This is a genomic window from Methylobacterium phyllostachyos (genome assembly GCF_900103445.1).
Taxonomy (GTDB): Bacteria; Pseudomonadota; Alphaproteobacteria; order Rhizobiales; family Beijerinckiaceae; genus Methylobacterium; species Methylobacterium phyllostachyos.
Genome location: NZ_FNHS01000019.1, coordinates 67,495 through 88,628, shown reverse-complemented (window position 1 = coordinate 88,628; position 21,134 = coordinate 67,495). Strand labels below are relative to the sequence as shown.

Annotated in this window: 20 protein-coding genes and 1 tRNA gene; 9 read left to right on the top strand and 12 right to left on the bottom strand. The window is 68.0% G+C overall.

The window, feature by feature from the left end; genetic code table 11:
- Position 1: 1 nt before the first annotated feature.
- The 4 genes from BLQ49_RS24850 to BLQ49_RS24835 form a co-directional block, all read right to left on the bottom strand.
- Positions 2 to 3,199: an efflux RND transporter permease subunit gene (locus BLQ49_RS24850; RefSeq protein ID WP_091721157.1), complete on the bottom strand. Its 3,198-nt coding sequence runs from the start codon at positions 3,197 to 3,199 to the stop codon at positions 2 to 4.
- A 107-nt stretch (positions 3,200 to 3,306) separates the two neighbouring features.
- Positions 3,307 to 4,452, bottom strand: coding sequence for an efflux RND transporter periplasmic adaptor subunit (locus tag BLQ49_RS24845; protein ID WP_091721155.1), 1,146 nt, complete (start codon positions 4,450 to 4,452; stop codon positions 3,307 to 3,309).
- Between the two features lie 144 nt (positions 4,453 to 4,596).
- Positions 4,597 to 4,917 (bottom strand): rhodanese-like domain-containing protein, encoded by a 321-nt coding sequence (locus tag BLQ49_RS24840; protein ID WP_091721152.1) that lies wholly within the window; start codon positions 4,915 to 4,917, stop codon positions 4,597 to 4,599.
- A gap of 114 nt (positions 4,918 to 5,031) precedes the next feature.
- Positions 5,032 to 6,315 (bottom strand): glycosyltransferase family 4 protein, encoded by a 1,284-nt coding sequence (locus tag BLQ49_RS24835; protein ID WP_091721149.1) that lies wholly within the window; start codon positions 6,313 to 6,315, stop codon positions 5,032 to 5,034.
- A 130-nt stretch (positions 6,316 to 6,445) separates the two neighbouring features.
- Between BLQ49_RS24835 and BLQ49_RS24830 the strand changes: the two genes are divergently transcribed.
- A tRNA-Pro gene (locus BLQ49_RS24830) sits at positions 6,446 to 6,522 on the top strand.
- A 40-nt stretch (positions 6,523 to 6,562) separates the two neighbouring features.
- Here BLQ49_RS24830 and BLQ49_RS30670 read toward each other — a convergent pair.
- Positions 6,563 to 6,697, bottom strand: coding sequence for a hypothetical protein (locus tag BLQ49_RS30670; protein ID WP_280141003.1), 135 nt, complete (start codon positions 6,695 to 6,697; stop codon positions 6,563 to 6,565).
- Between the two features lie 86 nt (positions 6,698 to 6,783).
- Between BLQ49_RS30670 and BLQ49_RS24820 the strand changes: the two genes are divergently transcribed.
- Positions 6,784 to 6,996: a hypothetical protein gene (locus BLQ49_RS24820; protein WP_091721146.1), complete on the top strand. Its 213-nt coding sequence runs from the start codon at positions 6,784 to 6,786 to the stop codon at positions 6,994 to 6,996.
- Between the two features lie 628 nt (positions 6,997 to 7,624).
- Positions 7,625 to 7,867: a hypothetical protein gene (locus BLQ49_RS24815; RefSeq protein ID WP_091721144.1), complete on the top strand. Its 243-nt coding sequence runs from the start codon at positions 7,625 to 7,627 to the stop codon at positions 7,865 to 7,867.
- Positions 7,868 to 8,054: 187 nt separating this feature from the next.
- Here the strand turns inward: BLQ49_RS24815 and BLQ49_RS24810 are convergent, their stop codons facing one another.
- The gene (locus tag BLQ49_RS24810; RefSeq protein ID WP_091721141.1) at positions 8,055 to 9,593 is read right to left on the bottom strand and encodes a hypothetical protein; all 1,539 of its coding nucleotides are present in this window, start codon (positions 9,591 to 9,593) and stop codon (positions 8,055 to 8,057) included.
- Between the two features lie 200 nt (positions 9,594 to 9,793).
- Here BLQ49_RS24810 and BLQ49_RS29230 point away from each other — a divergent pair, with 200 nt between their 5' ends.
- A complete protein-coding gene (locus BLQ49_RS29230) occupies positions 9,794 to 9,943 on the top strand; it encodes a DUF4113 domain-containing protein (RefSeq protein WP_342028208.1) in 150 nt (49 codons plus the stop codon).
- Between the two features lie 135 nt (positions 9,944 to 10,078).
- On the opposite strand, the gene BLQ49_RS24805 is transcribed toward BLQ49_RS29230, so the two are convergent.
- Positions 10,079 to 10,351: a DUF6894 family protein gene (locus tag BLQ49_RS24805; RefSeq protein WP_091721139.1), complete on the bottom strand. Its 273-nt coding sequence runs from the start codon at positions 10,349 to 10,351 to the stop codon at positions 10,079 to 10,081.
- Positions 10,352 to 10,700: 349 nt separating this feature from the next.
- Between BLQ49_RS24805 and BLQ49_RS24800 the strand changes: the two genes are divergently transcribed.
- The 5 genes from BLQ49_RS24800 (at position 10,701) to BLQ49_RS24785 (ending at position 13,471) form a co-directional block, all read left to right on the top strand.
- A complete protein-coding gene (locus tag BLQ49_RS24800) occupies positions 10,701 to 11,462 on the top strand; it encodes a Crp/Fnr family transcriptional regulator (protein ID WP_091721136.1) in 762 nt (253 codons plus the stop codon).
- A 361-nt stretch (positions 11,463 to 11,823) separates the two neighbouring features.
- A complete protein-coding gene (locus BLQ49_RS24795) occupies positions 11,824 to 12,093 on the top strand; it encodes a hypothetical protein (protein WP_425284032.1) in 270 nt (89 codons plus the stop codon).
- Entirely contained in the window at positions 12,090 to 12,659 is a 570-nt protein-coding gene (locus BLQ49_RS24790) for a hypothetical protein (protein WP_244507754.1), read from the top strand. The genes BLQ49_RS24795 and BLQ49_RS24790 overlap by 4 nt, the downstream gene beginning before the upstream one ends.
- A complete protein-coding gene (locus tag BLQ49_RS29880) occupies positions 12,646 to 12,819 on the top strand; it encodes a DUF7241 domain-containing protein (RefSeq protein ID WP_167627779.1) in 174 nt (57 codons plus the stop codon). The genes BLQ49_RS24790 and BLQ49_RS29880 overlap by 14 nt, the downstream gene beginning before the upstream one ends.
- 208 nt (positions 12,820 to 13,027) lie before the next feature.
- Positions 13,028 to 13,471 (top strand): DMT family transporter, encoded by a 444-nt coding sequence (locus BLQ49_RS24785; RefSeq protein WP_091721130.1) that lies wholly within the window; start codon positions 13,028 to 13,030, stop codon positions 13,469 to 13,471.
- Positions 13,472 to 14,215: 744 nt separating this feature from the next.
- On the opposite strand, the gene BLQ49_RS29875 is transcribed toward BLQ49_RS24785, so the two are convergent.
- The 5 genes from BLQ49_RS29875 to BLQ49_RS24765 all read right to left on the bottom strand — a co-directional run bounded on the left by BLQ49_RS29875 (position 14,216) and on the right by BLQ49_RS24765 (position 21,129).
- Positions 14,216 to 14,377: a hypothetical protein gene (locus tag BLQ49_RS29875; protein ID WP_167627778.1), complete on the bottom strand. Its 162-nt coding sequence runs from the start codon at positions 14,375 to 14,377 to the stop codon at positions 14,216 to 14,218.
- 140 nt (positions 14,378 to 14,517) lie between these two features.
- Complete coding sequence (locus BLQ49_RS24780; protein WP_091721128.1) at positions 14,518 to 15,342, bottom strand: alpha/beta hydrolase; 825 nt, start codon at positions 15,340 to 15,342, stop codon at positions 14,518 to 14,520.
- A gap of 297 nt (positions 15,343 to 15,639) precedes the next feature.
- On the bottom strand, positions 15,640 to 16,947 hold the full coding sequence (locus BLQ49_RS24775) for a hypothetical protein (RefSeq protein WP_244507753.1): 1,308 nt from the start codon (positions 16,945 to 16,947) through the stop codon (positions 15,640 to 15,642).
- The gene (locus BLQ49_RS24770) at positions 16,917 to 18,704 is read right to left on the bottom strand and encodes an alpha/beta hydrolase family protein (RefSeq protein ID WP_091721125.1); all 1,788 of its coding nucleotides are present in this window, start codon (positions 18,702 to 18,704) and stop codon (positions 16,917 to 16,919) included. The genes BLQ49_RS24775 and BLQ49_RS24770 overlap by 31 nt, the downstream gene beginning before the upstream one ends.
- Entirely contained in the window at positions 18,694 to 21,129 is a 2,436-nt protein-coding gene (locus BLQ49_RS24765; protein WP_091721122.1) for a glycoside hydrolase family 2 protein, read from the bottom strand. Before BLQ49_RS24765 ends, BLQ49_RS24770 begins: the two co-directional genes overlap by 11 nt.
- Between the last annotated feature and the right edge of the window lie 5 nt (positions 21,130 to 21,134).

Sequence of the window (21,134 nt, the reverse complement as noted above, 5' to 3'; positions counted from 1 at the left end):
CTCAGCCGTGGGTGGGCTCGGCGCCGCCGTGATCGCCGTGCGTGTGCGTCTTCCGGAACCGGCCCAGCCAATTCGAGAAGTGGCGGATCAACACGTAGAAGACCGGTGTCAGGAACAGGCCGAAGAAGGTCGCGCCAATCATTCCGAAGAACACCGCGGTGCCCAGGGCCTGCCGCATCTCGGCGCCCGGGCCGGTGGCGATCACCAGCGGCAGCGTGCCGAGGATGAACGCGAAGGCGGTCATCAGGATCGGTCGCAGCCGAAGCCGGCAGGCTTCGACCGCCGCCTCGACCGGGCCCCGGTGCTCCCGCTGCTCGATATCGTGGGCGAATTCCACGATCAGGATCGCGTTCTTGGCAGCCAAGCCGATGAGCACGATCAAGCCGATCTGAGTCAGGATGTTATTGTCCTGACCGCGGAACTGCACGCCCGCCAGTGCCGCGAGCACGCCGGTCGGCACCACCAGCAGGATTGCGAGCGGCAACGCCCAGGACTCGTACTGCGCGGCGAGCACCAGGAAGACGAGCAGCACGCCGAGGGCGAAGACTGCGCCAGCCGTTCCGCTCGCAGCCTTCTGCTGGTAGGCGATCTCGGTCCAGTCGTAGGAGTAGCCCTCCGGCAGGTTCCCCTTGGCGATCTTCTCCATGGCGTCGAGCGCCTGACCGGTGGAAATTCCGGGCTTGGCTACGCCCTGCACCGGCACCGAGTAATACAGGTTGAATCGCTGCACGATCTGCGGGCCGGTCACATCCCGGACCGAGGCGAGCGTGCCCATCGGCACCAGCGCCCCGGTGGAGGAGCGCACCTTGATCTGTGAGATGTCCTGGATCGACGTGCGGAAGGCCGCATCGCCCTGCAGGCGCACCTGATAGATGCGGCCGAGCGTGTTGAAGTCGTTGACGTAGGTGCCGCCGAGATCCGCCTGGACCGACGAGAACACGTTGGCCAGCGGCACGTTCAGCATCCGCGCGATGGTGCGGTCGATGTCGAGGAAGAGCTGCGGCGTCGAGTTATCGAAGGTGGTGAAGACGCGCTGCACGTCCGCGCTCTGGTTCGCCTGACCGATCACCGCACCGGCAGCGGCCATCAGCGGTCCGATCTCGGACGATTGCCGGCTCTCGATTTGCATCTTGAAGCCGCCGCCGTTGCCGAGGCCGCGGACCGGGGGCGGCGGGATTACGATGACCCGCGCCTCCTGGATGTCGGCGGTGGCCTTCAGCACGTCGCCGGTGATCGCCCCGGCGCTGCGTCCGGTCTCAGCGCGCTCCTTCGCCCCCTTCAGGGTCAGGAACATCACCCCGGCATTGGTCGTGTTGGTGAAAGTCGCGCCGTCGAAGCCCGCGATGATCACCGCGTTGGCCACACCATCGACCGTCCGGGCCTGTTTGGCGGCCCGCAGGATCACGTCCGTCGTGCGGTCGAGGGAGGCGCCGGAGGGCAGCTGAACCACGCCGATCAGGTAGCCCTGGTCCTGGTCCGGAATGAAGCCCGTGGGCGTCGTCTGTGCGAGGTGGAGCGTGCCGGCGATCACAGCGGCGTAGACCAGCAGCATCACGCCCAAGCCCACGACACCGCCGGTGAGCACCCGGATGGTCCGGCCGTAGGCGTTCGAGGTCGCATCGAAGGCGCGGTTGAAGCCGTTCGCGAGCCAGTTCACGAACCGCGTCAGGAAGAATTTCGGCTCCTTACGGGCGTGGTGCGGAACCAGCAGCAGCTTGCACAGCGCCGGCGACAGGGTGAGCGAGTTGAAGGCCGAGATCAGCGTCGAGGCCGCGATGGTCAGCGCGAACTGCTTGTAGAACTGACCCGAGATGCCCGGGATGAACGCGGTCGGCACGAACACCGCGGCCAGCACCAGCGCGATCGCGATGACCGCGCCGCCGACCTCGTCCATGGTCTTGTGGGCGGCGTCGCCCGGCGACAGGCCCTCGGCCATGTTGCGCTCGACGTTCTCCACCACCACGATCGCGTCGTCGACCACGATGCCGATGGCGAGCACCAACCCGAACAGGGTCAGGTTGTTGAGCGAGAAGCCGAACCCGGCCATCGCCGCGAACGTGCCGATCAGCGACACGGGAATCGCGATGACCGGGATCAGCGCGGTGCGCCAGCTCTGCAGGAACACCAGCACCACGATGACCACGAGGCCGACCGCCTCGAACAGGGTCTTGTAGACCTCGTGGATCGATTCCTCGATGAACTCCGTCGGATTGTAGGCGATGCGGTACTCGACGTCCGGCGGGAAGTTCTTCTTGACCTGCTCCATCACCTTCTTGACCGACGCCGCCGCGTCGAGGGCGTTGGTGCCGGGCCGCTGGAACGCGCCGATGCCGACCGCCGGGGTGTCGTTGAGGAACGAGTTGGTCGTGTAGTCCTTCTGGCCCATCTCGACGCGGGCGATATCCTTCACCCGGACGAGGCGCCCATCCTGCGCCTTGATGATCACCTCGGCAAACTGCTCGGGCGTCTTGAACCGCGCCTGCGACTGGACGACGAGCTGGAACGCCTCACCCTTCGCGGCCGGCGGCCCATTCAGCTGACCCGCCGCCACCTGCACGTTCTGCTCCTGCAGGGACGTGGTGACGTCGGTGACCGAGAGACCGTAGGCGGCGAGCTTGTTGGGATCGACCCAGATCCGCTCCGCGTACTCGCTGCCGCCGAACACCGTGATGTCGCCGACGCCGTCGAGGCGCAGCAGCTCGTCGCGGATGTTCAGGTAGATGTAGTTGGCGAGGTAGTTCTGGTCGTAGGTCTTGTTCGGCGAGAGCAGGTGCACGACCAGCATCAGGTCGGGCGAGGCCTTGCGCACGGTGACGCCGAGGTTGCGCACGTCCGGCGGCAGGCGCGGCTGGGCGACCGAGAGCCGGTTCTGCACCAGCACGTTGGCGATATCGAGGTTGGTGCCGACCTTGAAGGTCACGGTCAGCAGCATGTTGCCGTCGTTGGTCGACAACGACGTCATGTAGAGCATGTTGTCGACGCCGTTGACCTCCTGCTCGATCGGCGTCGCGATCGTGGCGGCCACGGTCTCGGCGTTGGCGCCCGGATAGGAGGCGCGCACCGTCACGGTCGGCGGCACGATCTCGGGGTACTGCGAGACCGGCAGGCTCTCGTAGGCCACGAAGCCGAGAATCAGGAAGATGATCGACGTGACGGACGCGAAGATCGGTCTGTCGACGAAGAAATGGGCGAAACGCATCGGTCAAACCTCTGAGGCCCGCCGGTCACCCGGTCGGGGCCCTGCGTCGTCGGTGCGGGGCGCGCCGCTGGGCGCGCGCGAAGGCCGTCGTGGGGAGCCGAGCCGGCTCACGTCTTGCTCGGGGGCAGCTCGATCGTGTCGGGCGTCACCTTCGCCCCCGGCCGCACCCGCGAGGTGCCGTTGACCACGATCAACTCGTCGCCCTTCAGACCCGACTGGATCACCCGGTAGCCGTCGACCTTCGGGCCCAGCTGCACGTCCTTCTGCTGGATGACGTTGTCGGGACCGAGCAGATAGACGATCCGCTTGTCCTGGTTGGCCGCGACCGCCTCGTCGGGGATCATCACGCCCTGGAACGGCTTGGTCGCCGGCATCGAGACGATGCCGAACAAGCCCGGCTTGATGAACAGATCCGTGTTCTGCACCGTGGCGCGCAGCAGGATCGTGCCGGTGGCATTGTCGACGCGGTTATCGACGAAGTCCAGCGTACCCTTGCGGGTCGGCTTGGCCTCGCCCGAGAGTGCAATCAGGATCGGCACGCCCTTGCCCTGCTGGGTCTGCCCCATGCCGATGCCAAGGCTGTTCTGATATTTTAGAAACGACTTCTCATCGACCGTGAAGCTGAAATAGATCGGATCGAGCGACACGATCGTGGTCAGAAGGGTCTGGTCGGCGCTGACGATGTTGCCTTCGGTGACCAGCCGCCGGCTGATCCGACCGTTGATCGGCGCCTTCACCTCGCTGAAATCGTAGTTCAGCTGCGCGTTGTTGAGCGCAGCCTGGGCGCTGTCCACGTCGGCTTGGGCGGTCTGCGAGGCCTGGCGCCGCTGGTCGGTGACCTGCTCTGAGATGTTGCCGCTCCGGGACAGGGTCTGCGCGCGCTCCAGATCCGTTTGCGAGAAGGACTGGCGCGCCTTGGCGGAAGCAAGGGCCGCCTGGGCCTGTTCGAGGGCCGCCTTGTAGGGCCGGCGGTCGATGACGAACAGGACGTCGCCCTTCTTCACCGTCTGACCGTCGATGAAGTTGATCTTCTCCAGGTATCCGGTAACCCGGGCGCGGACTTCGACGTACTCGATTGGATCGAAACGGCCGGTATACTGGTCCTGCTCGACGATCTCGCGAACGACGGGTTTCGCCACGGTCACCTTCGGCGGCGGGCCACCGGGCGCCTGGGCGCGCGCGGGCGTGACCGCCGGGAGGCCGACGGCCAATCCCGAGAGGACGGTGAGAAGGCTGAGAAGCCGGCTGCGCATCGGGTCCTGCTGTCTATGGGCCGACCAACGGTCGCACCGAGCTTGACGATAGTTCCGCCGCAGATGCGCCGTAACCCGCACGCAACGATGTTGCTTGTGCGCGGGCGCACATGGCGGCGCGGCGCGCCGGATGGATCCGGCGGGTTACGCGATGGTCTCGCCCGCGCCGTACCAATCCTTGAAGCCGCCCTTGTAGTGGCGGGTGATGTCCAGGCCGGCCTGCTGTGCGGCCATCAGCGCGTGAACCGACCGGACGCCGGAGGCGCAGGAGAAGACGGGCTGGCGCCCGTCGTCCGCCACCAGGGCCGCGACGGCCTGCGGGTCGAAGCTGGACAATGGGTGTGAGACGGATCCGGGAATGTGTCCGGCGCTGTATTCGTGCGGTTCACGGACATCGATCACCAACAACGAGCCTTCGGCGAGCCCGCGTTTGATCGTATCGCGATCGAGGTCGACAACCTGCATCGGCAGGATCTCCGTTCCGCCCGGGATTCATCAGCCTAGCCGACTGACGCTTTTTCATATTCGTCAGGCCGGAGCGGCGCAACTCGAAGCGTCGAACGTTCGCGGATGTTGCACTCAGAGTGCCGCGAGGGTTCGGCCCACGGCCTCGAAATGGTTGCTCCAGCTCGGCGGCACATATCCTTCGAGACGGTGGGCGAGATCATGCCGCAGCGGCGATGCCGGGCGTGCCAGCGCCTCGATCGTGTCGATCCATCCCGGACCGTCGAGGGGGTCGCGGAGAATCGCGAAGCGGTCGGCGATCTCCCGATGGACGGGAATGTCGGAGGCGACCACGGGAAGCCCGGAGGCGGCCGCCTCCACGAGCGGGATTCCGTAACCCTCCGTGAACGACGGCATCAGCAGCGCCGTACAGCTGCGCATCAGCGCGGCGAGGCCGTGGGTGGAGAGCCCGGTGGCCTCGATGACATGGGCTTGCACGCCGGGGCACCGCTCCAGCATGTCGATGGCGCTCTCGGCTTCCCAGCCGCGGCGCCCGACCACGATCAGCCGGGGTGTAGCGGCGCCGTGCCGCTCGGCCAGCGCCCGCCAGACCTGAAACAGGAGCAGGTGATTCTTACGCGATTCGATCGTGCCGCAGACCAAGAAGGTCGGCCGGTCGGGTTCAAAGCGCGGCCCCGCGCGCCCGAAGGCCTCCTCGACGCCGAGATGGCCCACGGCCACTGGCGGCCGGCCGAAGCCCTCCGCAGCCAGATGATCGAGGGTGCGTTGCCCGGTATCCGCCGAGTTCACCAAGATCGCGGCGGCGTGCCGGCCGATCGTGCACAAACGTGCCCGGTGCCGCTCGGCCTCGCCCGCGCGGCCGTATTCGGGGTGCGTGATCGGAATCAGGTCGTGGACGAAGAACGCGGCGCGCACGTCCCGACGGGTATAGAGCCAGTCGAAGCGCCCTGGAACGTCGAGACGCAGGTGCGACGTGTGAAGGTAGAGCGTGTCTTGGGGCAGAGTCTTGATCGGGCGGCCGCGCAGGGTGATGTCGGCCGCCGTCGCAAGCTGGATCCGCCGGCGCGCGGCTGTGCCGGTGCGGGTGGGCTCGATATCCGGGGCGGGCGCGGGTGTGGGAGCACCGCAGCGGGCGGCCAGCCCGCGATAGATCGGGTCGGCGAGCGCCTCCCGGTCCTCGACCCAGCCGGCTGCCACCGCCTCGACGATTGCGCGTGCGTGATCGCGATCGAGCACCCGCGGTCCGAATGCCGTGGAGACGAGACCGACGCCCTCCCGGGCGCCGCCCAGGAACGCGCGGGCGTAGGCGAGATCGACGCGATCGATTCCGGACGGGCTCGCATGGCGGAGGCGCGTGACAAGGCGGGTGAGATCGAAGGCGATCGGTCGGTCGGTCATGATCCTTCGGCAAAATCGGGCGCGGCGGCTTCCCGTAACCGCCGCGGGCGGCGAGCGCCAGCGCCTGGACGACGCGAAGGGCTTGCACAGGCGCTGCGCGACGGCTAAGAGCGCCGGGCCCATGTGGCGTCGGAGTGTAGCGCAGCCCGGTAGCGCACCTGTCTGGGGGACAGGGGGTCGTCGGTTCAAGTCCGGCCACTCCGACCATTATTCTGAATGGCTTAGCGGTTTTTCCCGGAACTGCACCTTACTCCGTTTGTAGATCGACCCGATTTCGGCGGTGATCGTCGAGCTTCGCGATCGCCGAGTCGGCGAGGCTGCGCGTGGGGGCGAGATAGCGATCCGGGATTTCCGGGAGGGTGCAGCCGGCCTCGGCCAGCATCGTCACCGCCGTGCCCCGGAGATCGGGAACGTGCAGGTCCTCCGTGATCCTCCGCCCTGCTCAAGCTGCCGTACTGGACAGACGCCATGCGGCTCGCCGGCCTCTGCTACAGCGTCCTGATCGCCATCTCACTGAAGCAGGGCAGCCAGAGCTGCCCCGAGGGCGCGCTCGACGTGCGCCTGCTCGTGGCCGGTACCCCATCCTACGACTTGCGCACCGGCGCCTACACCGACAACGCCCCGACATGCTTGGAACGAACCAGATTTGGCCCCACCGCGCTGGACATCCCCATCCCGTGATCCGGAAGCTCTGCCATGCGTCCGACGCGCTGGTATACCAAGCAATGCCGCCGTAGGGTTGCCGCTTCCTCTCAAGGACTCCTTCAGCCCCGCCGGCTCAGCCGCGCGGGGCTTTTTCGTCATCCCACCGCTGGCACCCTGTCGGCGGATCCAGGACTATCGCCCCTTCAATTCCGGATCTGGGGAAGCCTGCCCGGTTCGCCGGGGCGAGCTTTCTTCTGTTTCTTCAGCCAACCTACGGCTGCTTCCTCTGCGCCGTGGGATTGGGGGTCGAGCTCGTGTCCGGTCCGACGGCTGGGCTGATGCTCGTGACGTATGACCACGTGCCTCCGATGGCCAGGATCCCGGCGAACAGGGCTGCGAAGATGCCGACGAGTGCAAAGCGATTCATAGGAGGACAAGGCGCCAGCGGGTGAACCGATCCCATGGCGGCCGCCGGCGGTCCATCTGCCACAGGCGCGGCTCACGCGCTGGTGGGATCGGACGCTCTCTCGTCCATCGAGATCGAGATCTGGGGAAGCCCGCTCGGTTCGCCGCGGCGGGCTTTTTCGTCCGCCCACCGGAACGCCCGATTCATCTTCTTGGGCAAGCGTACCGGCGGACATCAGTCTGAGCTCGCCGGAGATGCATGGACACGCCCGCGCCTGGCACTGAGGATTCTTCCATCCCGTCGAAAGAAACGCTGGCCGCGATGCCCGTCGAAGCCTTCGTCGCAGCTTGGCGGACCATCACCGGCGAGCCGCCAGCCATCATGCTGAGCTCACACGCGGCGATGATCGCGTTGCTAATCGCGAGCACGCCGGTTGCGCCGCTTCAGCCCACGATCCCGGTCTGGAACGGTGACGGTGCAGACGCCAGCACGCGACGGTAACCGCCGCCCGCCATCCTGCGACCGAGCCGCGTTGCGTATCGGCTCGGCTCACACGCTGGTGAGATCGGACGCTCCCCCGCCCCGTGAGCAGATCGGGGCGGGGCCGAGCGGTCGATATGTGTGGCCCCGCAAAGAGCTATCCCTATCGTGAGCATATGCGGCGCCGCCGCGTCTGATGCCGGCCGCTTCAGAACTCGCCGGCCAAGCCCGCACGGGCACCGAGCGCATTGTTACCGCTATAGGCGACACCAGCCGTGATCGCGATCGGCACACAGCAGGTGGGCAGCCGATGCGCCACCGCCACGCCACCGGCCCATTCACCGCGATAGGTTGCCCCGTTCGTGGCCCAGGTGGTCTTACCTGGCGCGGAGGGCATCGGGGCCGTGGCCATGGCAATCGCCATCGCGACGCCCTGCCGAGCCTCCTTGCGGGTCTGGACAGCATAGCGCTGCATCGTGTCGGTCTTGGCCTCCAGGGCGTTCACCTGGGACTGGACTGTGTCGAGCCGGCCGCTCAAGCCTGCAATGCTCGATGGTCCGTACGCTGACGCCGCGAGATTGCCGTTGGCGTCTGTCGTCACGAAGTTCGTCGGGCCGCTCTGAGCTGCCGCGCTCGCCTGCGAGGCGATACCGGCCAGCGTATAGGTGCTGCCAGAGGTGCCGATCGCGACTTGGTTGGCCCGCTTCGTCTGGGCGTTGGCACCAATGGCGACCGCGTTGGCCTGATCGGCACGCGCACCGCTGCCCAGGGCGACGCTGTTGTCCCCACCCGCCGAGGCGGTCGCGCCGATCGCCGTGGATCCGGACCCGGCCGCACCGGCAGCGAAGCCCAGCGCGGTACTTCCGTCGCCGATCGCCCCCGACGCCGTGCCCACCGCCGTGCTGCCGATGCCCAGCGCGCTGGCCGCGTAGCCGAGGGCGACGCTACCGCTCTGCGCCGCGCGGGCCCCGGTGCCCGCAGCCGTCGACGCGGGACCCGACGCGCTCGCGCCGTAGCCGACAGCCAGTGCATCGTCCCCGAGCGCGCTCGGACCGTCCAAGCGGCTCGTGTTGTTGGTCGCGACGCCCGCCATCTCCGGGAAGGACGAGAGCCGAAGATCGGTGACGACGAGCTGGCCCCCGGACTGAGTGGGCGTGCCCGTGACGATATACACGCCCTGGCCGCTGCTCGTGCCGCCCTGGCCGCTGCTTGTGCCGCCGGCCGTTCCGCCGCCCGTGCCCCCGGCCGTTCCACCACCCGTGCCGTTCTGGCCGCCGCCCGTTCCGCCCTGCCCACCGCCCGTTCCGCCCTGGCCACCGTCTGTGCCGCCCGCACGGGTCGTCCCGAGCGTGAGTCCCGTCCCGAGCAGACCGTCGCCGGGTCCTGTCGTGCCGACGAGCACGCCAGTGCCGAGAACGCCTGTCCCGGTCGAACCGACGGTCAGGCCGGTCCCGAGCACGCCACTGCCGGGTGAACTGGTGCCAATCCCGAGGCCGCTCCCAAGAAGACCCGCTCCAGACGTACCCAGGGTCAGGCCACTGCCAACGAGGCCGCTGCCGGGCGCCGTGGTGTTGAGCGACAGGCCGGTGCCGAGAATGCTGCCTCCGGTTGTATCAAGTGTACCCCTAAGCAGCTGCGCTTGCGCCGGGGACGCCGTCAGTACCCCGAAAAACCCGGTGTAGGCCACGAGTAACTTGAGGCTGACGCATCGCCTATTACTGATCTTGAAGGTGTCGATGCCCGACATCACGGAGATCCCTATCAGTATATGCAATTCGTTCGCGGATTTGAGTTCGGCGGCCCCCGGCGATCTGAGGCGCCGTCAATATCAACAGCCTGTAGTTGAATTATTGATTTCTCCTTAAAGTTGTTATTTCGAACTCATGCAACCTGGCAGGGCGCGCCGTGGCGCTGGTGCAAGCTTCGGGGGCATCGCGGATGGCGGCGATGGGCGCGTGCAATGCGCGCTGGGGCCGGGGCGCGGTGGTGCCGGCGCGGGCGTGGCTGATGAGCCGGCGGGACTGGAACACGATGTTCGAGACCCGCATGCCGCGGCATACGATCCAGGTGCGGGAACTGCCGGTGGCGCAGGCGTAAGGGCTGCGCCATCCAGCGTCAGTTGGTCCGCCGAGGGTCGGAATCCGCTGGTCCGCTTCAGAGCGGCAAAGCAATCAAGCGGACGTTGCCGCCACACCCGAACTCGACCCTCTGCGGAAGCCGAAGGTTTGCGCTTCAGGATCCACGCTGCTCGGAGGCTTCGGCCGCCTTCCGCTCCGGCGCTTTATCGATGACGATGAGCACAGAGGCGGTGAGTATGCTCCTGCCAGCCTCGTCGCGGACCTCAGCCCGGTACTGAGCCGCAGGCCGTCCCTTATGTTCGGCCCCGAGCATGTCGGCCAACGTCTTGCGGACAACCTCGCGCACAGCAGCCTCGTCGGGCAACTCGCAGCCGACGTCGTCAATGGCGACGATGCTGTCGAACGTGTCGATGAAAAAGCGGGGCATCGAGCCCTCCCGGTCGCAGGCGGGAGCACGCGCCTCACCCTGCCGCCAGCGCCTACGGTCGATCAGCCGACGATGGCTTCTAGTGCCGCACGCAACCGAAAAGCGTTATAACGCACGTTGGATTTCCAGGACGCACAGGTGCACAAATCAAATCAATTGATCCGGCCTGCGAAAATTTGATCAGGGAAATCGGAAACGACCCACATATGTAAGAATTGGAACCTGCTGCAGATTGGGGATTTGCTCGAAGCGTACAGGTGGGCGGTATCGAACCGACGTTCGGCTGATGGCGGCAGAAGGCGTCACGCCCCCCCAGGCAGTCTGGCCAAGTCGCCAAACGAGGGGGGGGATGTCAAATCCGTTGACCATGAAGCTCGAATACGGAGCGCGTCTGACCGACGAGGATCGTGCTGTCCTCCAGGACCTCACCACCCGGACCCGCCGCATCGCGCGTCACGTCGACATCAGCCCCGAAGGCGAGCGGCCTGAGAACGTGCACCTCGTCGTGGAAGGCTTCGCCTGCCGCTATAAGACTCTCATCGATGGGCGGCGCCAGATCTTGGCTTTCCTGGTGCCGGGCGATTTCTGCGACCTCCACGTCGCCATCCTAGGTGAGATGGACCACAGCATCGGCACCGGCTGGGGCTGCACCATCGTGGATATCCCGCGCTCGGCGATCGAGCATCTAACCGACCACCATCCCCGCATTACGCGAGCGCTGTGGTGGGCGACCCTGGTCGATGAGGGCACGCTACGCGAGTGGCTCGTCAACATGGGGCAACGCGATGCCGACCGGCAGATGGCCCATCTCGTCTGCGAGTTGCTCGTGCGCCTCCAGATGGTCGGTCTCGCGAGCGCGGACGGTTTTGAGTTCCCGATCACTCAGGAGGATCTCGCCGACACACTGGGTATCACCAGCGTGCACGTGAACCGGGTCCTGCAGGATCTGCGCGGACAGGGCCTGCTCGGATGGAGGAGCAGGCGCGTGCGCATCCCCGACGTAGCGCGGCTGATGGCGTTCGCTGAGTTCGATCCGAAATACCTGCACCTGAACCGACGCGACGACGAACGTCCGCGCCCAGGCGAGGGCTCAGGGTCTGCGTCCCACTGAAGCTGAGTTTGCCGGCCGGCTGGCGAACGTCCGCTTCGGGGGAGCGCCGACAGCGCTTCCGACGGCTGCGTTGGGTTGTGAGGAGGCACTCCGCTTTTCCGGTGGCGTTTCTCCGAAACGAATCCGCCGCATACGGCTCAACCCTGCTGTCCGAACCAATGATGCCCGGCCCATGCGACAGCGGCCAGGGAACTCGGCATCCCATCGCAGGGGTTGCTCAGTCTCACGACCCCGCACCGGGAGTTGCCCGGCGCGACGGTGTCGCAAGGCGCATCGCATGATCCTCCGTTCCGAAACCCCACCGGCTCCCGGCAACCTGCCCGTAGAGGAGCCGCCTGCCTCAGATCGGCCGACCTCCGCGATGCTGAAGGCGGACATCGATAGCGGCGCGACGGGTGACAAGGTGAAGGCCTACGATCCGGGGCTCTCTCAACTCGGGACGGACGATGAAGCCGCCGGGCACTCTCCCTCTCACGAACGCATCGCCCTGGCACGCAAGACTGGATCGGCACCCGCGCGCGTGCAGAGGGCGCGGCGAACCCCCGGGGCGAACGCCTGGGTCGTTTCCGGCTATTGTGTTGTGGTCGGTGGCGTCGGCATCGTTCTGGGGTTGTCGATATGGCTCGTATGATGAAGCCGCCGCCGAGCCACCCCGTCTGGGTCGATGTCACGGTCGGACTGATGGCCGGGCTGATGGCGACACTGGTGACAAACCTCGCACAGCGTCCGTTGCGGTGGACGACCCCGGACAGCGTTGATCGGCACGAGAAGCGCGTGCGCCCCGGCGCATCGTCGTCTTTGGTCGCCGCACAGAAGCTCTGTGACGCAATGAACGTCGACCCTACGCCGCGCCGGCACGAAATATCGGGCAAAGCGATCCACATCGCCACCGGTATGGGCTGGGGACCGATCTACGGTCTATTGAGACGGTACGCCGGGTTGCGACCCTTCACCGCCGCACTGACCTGCGGGACGGCCATGTCCCTCATTCTGGATGAGTACCTCGTGCCCACCCTCGGTCTGAGCGCCCCCAATCATCACTATCCGATCTTCACCCGCGTTCGAGGCTTGATCGCCCATCTCGTCTACGGTTCCGCTGTTGCGGTAGTGACGGAGGCGCTCGGCCGCTCGCTACAACGATCCTCAGCGCATCCAGGTCGTCGCCCGCAATCCCCGGTTCGAGGTGCGGAGAGTTGATTGGCGGGAGAACGGCTGGGGCATCGGAACCCAGCTGATCGACGACGCAGGTCTCGGGGCTACGGTGACCTGCATCACGGCGCTCGGCACGAAGGTGATGCTGGCACGCGAGATCAGCCATGATGGCAGCCCTGTCACCGACTGCGACGAGCAGGCCTGAGGCCTGGGAACGCGGTGTCGGTTCGGCTGACGGTTTGTATACGCTCCAGTGACCAACCCGACCTCGACCATTCGGTGCTTAAGGCGCTGAATGTGCTGCGTCAGTGGCGAGGGGTACGATCATCCGGCTACCTCGCGTCGAGGTGGGCGCGTCAAAGGTATCCAGGCTGACGGAGGATCTTAGCCGCTCGTCAGCGTGCTGGCAGAGTATGCTGTTCCTCTACGGTCTCACCATCCTCGCCGGCATCGCCAACGCGATCCAGCCCGGTCAGAACGCGACCCTATCCAAGTCGCTCGGTCTGCCGATCACGGCCGGCTTGATCACCCTTCTCGTCAGCACCGCGGCGCTGCTGATAGGCGGCCTCGCCATTGGCAAGCTTGAGGTGCCAAGTGGGCAACAGCTGGCCGCAGTGCCCTGGTGGGCGTGGCTCGGCGGGTTCCTCAGCGTGCTGCTGATCCTCGCGCAGCTCTACGCCTCGCCCGCGATCGGCGCGGCGTCCTTCCTCGGCATCATCGTGACCGTAGGCGTCGCCGTCTCGATCCTGCTGGACCACTACGGTTGGGTCGGCTTTCCCGTGCATCCAGCCAGCCTCTGGCGGATTCTCGGCGCTGTCCTGATGACCGCAGGCGTCGCGCTGGTAGCTCTGTTCTGATCGCTCAGATCAGGTAGATCGACCGCTTCCCATAATCCTCGGCGTGCAGCCTGCTGGTGCCACGGCGGCCCATCGTGGCGCGACTTGAAGCGTTGCGCACCCCATCCCTCAGTGCATCACTTGAGAAGGTCCGCGACCGAGCATCGGCGATGATGCCCGTCGCGACTGGGTTGGGTCGGAAGCGCCCTTCAGCGCACCTTCTTACACCACAGCATTCGTGGTTCAGCGCCCATCAACGCCCCTGCGGGCTTACCACCTACAAGTAAATATCGCTGCATCGGAAACACGCTCAATTCAGTCCCCAAGAATGCAAGCGGTTTGCAGAAGGGTTGAGAAGCGTTGCAAATTCAATGAGTCTTAAATCCGGCCGTTGGCAAAATCGTCGTGATTTCTCAGTTGTCGCGGCCAAACCGGGGGGCAGAGGGTCGTCAATTCAAGTCCGGCCACTCCGACCATGCTTTGCACGTTACCGTCGATCGACCAGCTTGGCGCCGGCCATAGCTGTCGAGCCTCGCGATCTGGGATGGCCCAAGGCAAGCGGCTGGGCGCGCTGGCCTTCCGAGCGTCCGAGGTTCAGCCGCCCGAGAGCCCGAGCGTCAGCTTGCCCTGAATCGTTCTCCGAGATCTCGGCGAGTTGCGGGCATGCGTCGTTGTCGCGAAACGCGCAGCCCGCACAGTTCGGCACGACTCGCGTGAGCGCACGTCGCCGGCACGGATGCCGGGTCCGCCAAAGACGGCATGCCGCTAATCGGCGGACGCTTCCGAACCAGCATCGGCGGCGTACGTGATCGCCCCGGTGGCTCGCCGCAACTCGTATCGCGCGATGCCGTCAGCGAGCTTGACGAGACTGACGAGCATGAGCCCGAGCAGCAGGCAGCGGCGAAGGGTGAGCGCGGAGACGAGCATGGAGGCGCCTCGTGGGGACATCCGCACAGTATTTGAGTCGCTGGCCGGTGGCTGCCGCCGCGAAAGCACAGGCGCAGGGAATCCCGATAGGGGCAGGGCGCGGCCAGGTGCCGAGAAAGCGCGCCGGGCTTCAGGGCGCACTACGATCCAGCATGGGCGTCCATCGCGAAACGTGCAATGTCGTCCGCAATCGGAGCTTGAAGACTGAAAGGGAAGCTCAACGACCGGACGATCTGTCCGTGGCCGAGCCCCGCATAGATGTGCATGGCCTGAGGGCCGGCGCCGGGCGGCAACCGGTCCGCGAGGGCGACCGTTCCGGTCGGCCGCACGTCCTCGTCCGCCGCGCCGGTCAGCAGCAGCAGCGCCGGATGCGCCCCGGCCGTGTGGTTGATCGGCTGCATCGCCGAGTTGGCGCCAAGGAAGACCTGCTTGTCCTGGGGATCGGTCAGCGCGGAGGTTGCATAGGGTCCGGCCAAGCCGACGACCCCAGCCAGCTTCTCCGGGCTTGAGCCAGCCTGCTTCAGCCATGTCGCGTCGAGCCCCAGCATGGCCGCGGCCCAGGCGCCGGAGGAATGGCCGGCCACCACGACACGGCGAGCATCGCCCCCGAACTCGGCCGCATGGGCGATCGTCCAGGCGACCGCGGCGGCGTTGTCGGCGAGGATATCCGACAGGCTCGCCGCCGGAAAATGCCGGTATTCGGGGATCACCACTACGAAGCCCCGCCGAGCGAAGGCGGCGCCGACATAGGCCACATCCGCCTTCGAACCCGTCCGCCATCCACCGCCGTAAAGGAACACCAGGACCGGGCTCCGGCCCGTCGCGTTCGGGTGATAGACGTCGGCCCGATGTCCGCTTCCCGCGGCGTAGGGGAGGTCCGTATCCACGTGGACCTCGGCCGGGGCGAGCAGATTCAGGACGAGCAGGGTGGCGCTGACGAGTTTGTCACAGAGCAAGCCCAACATGTATCGCTCCGTCACGGCCTACCAGGATGCCAGCCAAGCAGTCCTCGAGGAACAATGACCTTGGCCCAGGAAGAGGCGCCCGACATGCGGCGCCTCGATCACCGGTCCTCTACCGCATTCGGTCAAGACGTTCCCTTCGTGCGAAAGACTTAGGGCGGCGCCCGATCGTGTTGCAACAATGTGCGGGACACCGGTTCCCTCGTCACCGAATCAGGCGCGCGGTGCATCGGCACAACGCTGTCGAGTACCGTGCGCGTCGCCTTCGGACGGGGTGCCAAGCCTTCAATCCAATGCGCGCTAGATCACCTCCAAAACGGCAAGCCGATCGGTGACCGGAACGGGTATGCGCGGCGCGGGGGGAAGGACGTGCACGGTCACGGAGCCGTCATCCGCGAAGCGATGCAGGCGGACCGTCCGCGGCGTCCGCGACAGGAGCATGTCCACCAGCTGCGGCGGTGCATCGGGCCGGGGAGCGAGGCTGCGCCGGTCCCAGCCGTCGAGGCCGAGCCAGAGCGGCACCAGCACGGCGCCATCCCGCCGCGCGAAGCGTGCGGAGACGAGATCGGGCGTCGCCGTGCTTGCCACCGTGATGTCCTCCGTGAAGGGCGAAGCCGCGGCGTCGCCGCCCTTGAAGAGCGCGATGAGGTTGCGCACGGCCGCGAAGGACGGGGTCGGCCGGCCATCGTAGGCGAGGAGGCCGAAGCGGCTCTCCGGGTCGCCGTCGCCGTGGTCGAAGCTGGCGATCAGCTCGTACAGGTAGGTCCGCCGCACACCCTGAAGGTAGCTCCACAGGAGCAGGCGCGGCAGGTAGCGGGCCCGCATTCCCTCGGAGATCGGCAGATGGGCGCTGCGGGTGGCGAGCGCGGTATGGTAGCCGTTCTCGGTGGCGATCACGGGCGCCGGCCCGAAAACCGGCCGGGCCGCCGCGACGAAGCGGGCGAGGCTGCCGCCTCCACGGGTCTCCGGATGCTCGGCGCCGGGATAGGCGTGGATGTTTCCGAGATCGACCGCACCCGCGAGATCCTGCGCGGCCGCGACGTTGCCCTGGATGTAGCTCGGTCCCGCGACCTTGACGCCAGGCTGCCGGGGATCCGCCCGCACTGCCCGGAACAGGGCGGCCTGATGGTCGGCCGAGCGGCGCGGGTAATCGGGCCGGCTGGCGATCGGCGGCTCGTTGCCGCCCTCCGCGACGACGAGTCCGCCGCCGGCCCATCGGGCGATCTCGGCGAAGCGCTCCGGCGCAACACGCGGTCCTGGAGTCAGGCCGTCGTAGAAGACGAGGCTGAAGCGATAGCCGCGGGCGGACAGCGCGGCGATCCGCGCGAACTGGCCGGCCGGCTCCGTTCCGGTGAGCACGATGTCGTCGCGCAGATGATGCAGGCCGAGGTCGTCGAGGGCGGCGACGCAGGCGGCGTAGCGCTCGACATAGGGCGTGCCGCCGTGGCCGAAATGCACGTTCACGCCGATCGCATCAATCAGGTCCTCGCACCGATACAGGGGCGTGGCGGCTCCGGCGCGTCCCGCGGCCAGGACACCCGTGGCCAGGGCCAGGGCCGAGCGGCGCGTGATGGCGGTCACGCCGTGCCCGTCACGGTCTGAAGCCATCCGGCGCCGTTCGGTGTCGGCCGCTCCGCCCGCGCCGCGGAGCCCCGGCGGGTGGCGCGCAGAAGCTCGCGCAAAGCCGAGCCGAGAAAGGCCTGGGCCTCGACGGAGCCGAGGTTGTGGTCCGCCCCAGGCACGATCGTCACGGGGGCGCCGAGACGTCGGTCGGCGCGGCCCGGGGTGCGGCCCAAGTGACGGCGCAGGGCGGCCAAGCCAGGATCGCCCGCGCTGTAGAGCAGGCGGATCTCGGCGCCGCGCCGCCGAAGCGTGGCCACGCGCCGGGCGACGGACCCGCCGGGCGCAGGCGCACGCAGCGCCCGGCGGACACGCCTCAGCAGCGCGTCGAACCCGCGCCGGGCCAGGACGTCGGCGATCTTGCTGACCCGGATCTGTCCGCGGATGAGCCGGCGCCAAGTCGCGCCCTGCGTGAGCAACGCCGCGTAGGTGGCGGCGCTGCCGTAGGTCTGGCGGATGACGCTCTCGATACTCTGATCCGGATCCCAGTCGAAGCAGTAGAGATTGATGAGCAGCGCCCCGTCGATCCGCGGGTCCCGGCAAACCGCGTGGAAAGCCGCGTAGGCGCCACTGCACCCGCCGACGACTACGATCGGGCCGCCCCCGGCGACGTGATCGACCGCCCGGATCACGTCCGCAAATCCATCCGGGGCGAAGAGCGGCTGGATCCCGTCCGGCCGGGCGACGCTATCGCCGACGCCGCAGACGTCGAATCGGACAGAGGCGACGCCCTCGGTTGCGAGGCTGCGCGCGAGCGCGGTCGTCTGCCGCCCCCAGCCCGACCGGACGGTCATGCCGGTGGAGACGAACAGGATTGTCGGCGTCCCGGGCTCCGCATTGTCCGGCGTGCAGCTTATGCCGAAAAGGCCCTGAGCGAGCCGGAGCGGCTCCTCGCGCCAGCCGGCGCCGGCGAGTCGCGCCGGGGGCGGCGCCGTCGAGGCTGGCCCCGCCGGACCGGCCCCCTCCGCCGCGAAGGCGTTGATGCGGGCGAAATCCGTCTCCGGCACCGTCGCGAAGATCGGGTCACCCACCAGGCCAGCGAGGCCTGCAAAGGGGCCGGTCTCGACCGCACAGCCGAGGGTGCGGAGGCGCGCGGCCAGGGGACTGGGATCGGGGGCCAGGAGCAGCACACGGGGCGCGGGCGGCCTCGCGATCCGCGCGAGGTTCAGGGCGGACAGCTCGGCCTGGAAGGCGGCATCCATGCGGAAGCCGCCGACCGTGAGGCTCTCCGGTTCGGCGGGCATGGCGGAACCGTCGGGCAGGCGCCCGATCATCTGGGCGCGCAGCCGCATCTCGCGCAGGTAGGCGCGTCCCGAGGCGACCGGCGCCAGCAGGACGAGACGATCGACGGGCTCGGCCTCCGCGGCCAGGGCCGCGAAGGCGCCGCCGAGGCGCAGGCCGACGAGGACGACCTCCGCGACGCCGGCCGTCTCGCGCAGGAACCGGGCGGCCCCGCGGATGGCGGCCAGGCAGGCCTCGACGCCGACAGCGTCGAGATCGGCCGAATCACCCTCGCCGGGATAATCGAACCGCAGGGTCGGGCATCCGGAATCGGCGATCTGCTCGGCCAGTGCACGCCAGGGGCGATAGGCCGCCATCTGCTCGAATCCATAGGCGCCGCAGAGGACGACGCCGCGCGGCCCGCCGGCAGGATGGTACCAGCCGAAGACTCCTTCGAACGAGACCGGAGCGGGGTCAGCCCGGTCGGGGGAGGGTGCCGTCGCGGGCGGGGCGTCAACCGTCATGACCGAACTCCGCATTATCGGTGCTGTTGAGGGCCCGCACGACCCCGCGGGGGATGCCGGTGTGACCCGGGAAGGTGATGAGCCGCGACGTCCCGGGCGCAAGATGGAAGCCGTCGTCATCCGGGCGCGCCCCAGGGGCGCGGATCTGCACGCCGAGGGCGAGGCTTTGCGTGGAAATCCGCAGGGCCGGACCTGTCGGCGTCGTCTCCGGGTCGGCGCGCAGCCCGATGGCATCCTGGGTGATCGGGCGTAGCCCGGGGAAGTGGAAACTCTCCGCGATGACGAGACCAGTCCGGTCGCTGAGCCGCGCCTGCGCGACATCGTGGACCCGCGGCCCGAACCGGTAGCTGTCGGTGGCGTCGAAGAAGCGACCGAGCAGGTCGGCCGATGTCAGCGTCAGCGTGGCGCGGGGCCCCAGCGCCACGGGGCGCTCAGCCTGCGCCGCCACGCGGCCGCCCCGATCGGCCAGGGTCAGCGCCACCGTCAGGTCGCGCGGTTCCGCGGTCTCGTTGAGGATGTGGATGTGCAGGCCGTCCAGCCCCTCGTCGCTGAGGAGGATTTGGACCGGGCGGAAGGCACGCTTCAGGGCGTACCATGCGGATTTGGGGCGCTGCGTCCAATCGATCACGCCCCAGCCCGCACCCGGGCCGAGGTCGCGCAGCATCAGGACGAGACCGCCGGCGGTCGGTGCGCGTGGCCGGCGCCATTCGGCGAAGGTCGCCTCCATCACCTCGGCCACGGCCGCGCGGCCAAGATCGAGGTAGCGTTCCGGATCGCGGATGCGCAGCGCGGCGGGATCGACGCCGTAGAGGAGGCCGACATAGTGGTCGCGGATTGTCGCGAAGTCCCAGTCGGCGCCCCGGTCGCGGGGGATACCGGCCGCCCAGTCCGGTTGGGCTGGAGACGACGGTCCCGGCGTGCCGGGATCGGGGGGATTGGCGAAGGCGAGGCATTCGCTGGCGAACCCGACTTCGGCACGGCGGGCGTCGTCCAGGGGGCGGCGATAGGCGCCGACGCCGAAGTAATGGGTGCAGCCGCCGCGCGGCGCGAAGGGAAGGGCACCGCCGGAGGGCGAATTCGGCACGACCACGAGATCCGGGCGCTGGGCCGCGGCCAGAGCGGGCAGGGCGGTCTCGCAGAAGGCGTCGGCCCAGACCGCCCGCGGCGCGCCGAGCATGGCAGCCTGCTGCCAGACCTCGCTGCCGCCGCACAGGACGCAGAGCGACGGCGCCGTCTGGGTCCGATCCAGGAAAGCGGTGACCTCACGGGTGAGCGCGGTGGAAAAGTCCAGGTCGTCGTGCGGATAGTCGAAATTGGCGAGCATCAGGTCCTGCCAGACCAGGATGCCGAGTTCGTCACAGAGATCGTAGAACGCCGTGTCCGGATAGAGGGTGGTGCCTGGGACACGCAGCATGTTCATGCCGGCCTCCCGCGCCAGCATGAGCAGCGAACGCATTCCATCTTGCCCGAGACCGACGAGATCCGGGGGCATCCAGACCGCGCCGCGGCAGAAGATCGGCACGCCGTTGACGGCGAGCGACAGGCCCTCCTCGAAGGGCCGCGTCCGCGACAGGGAGCGGAAGCCGACCCGGCCGAGATCGACGCGGGCGCCGTCGATCTCGGCGGAGACCGCGTGAAGGGTCGGCGCGCCGTGGGTGTGCGGCCACCAGGGAGCGATCCCGGGCAGCAGCAAGTCGCCCGCGAACTGACCAGGCCCCCTCGCGATGAGCGGCACCGCGCGCCCGTCGCACCTAAGCGTGACCGAATCGGCATGGCCGTCGATCGTGAGGCGGGCGGTCAGGCGACCGGCAGCCCCGTCGAGACCGGCGCGCAGGTCGGCCGACACGATCCTGGGGCTGACTGCCTCGACGGTGATCGGCCGGTAGGGCCCGACAAGGTCGATCTCCGGGGCCCAGCCCGGCATGAAGCCGAGCGCGCTGGTGCGCATATGGCGCAGGGAGCCCGGCGTGATCATCCGTGGCCGCCAACGTCCGCGCTTGGCCGGCCGGTCGAGTTCGGCGCGCAGGGACCGGAAGCAGAGCATCAGCTCGGATTCGGCCCCGAGTTCGACCGCGACGGCGTGCGGCTCGAACATCGAGCGGGCTGTGAGGATGAGCGAACCGTCGAGCCAGATCTCGGCCAGCGTCGCCAGACCCTCGAAGCGCAGGCGGATGCGTCCAGGGCCGGCGATGCGGGTCTGATACCAGACATCGCGATCATGGATCGGCGTCGGCGCCGTCTCAGACCAGCGCCCGGCTGCGCGCAGGGCTGAGGCGGCGGTCCCCGGCACCGCGGCCGGGACCCAGTCGGAGATGCCGTGGAGATCGCCCGGCCCCGCACAGGCGCCGGGCGGCGTCAGGGTCAGCTGCCAGGAACCGCGCAGGGACTGCGGCACCTGCCCATCGACGCTGCGGATACGGGCCATGGATG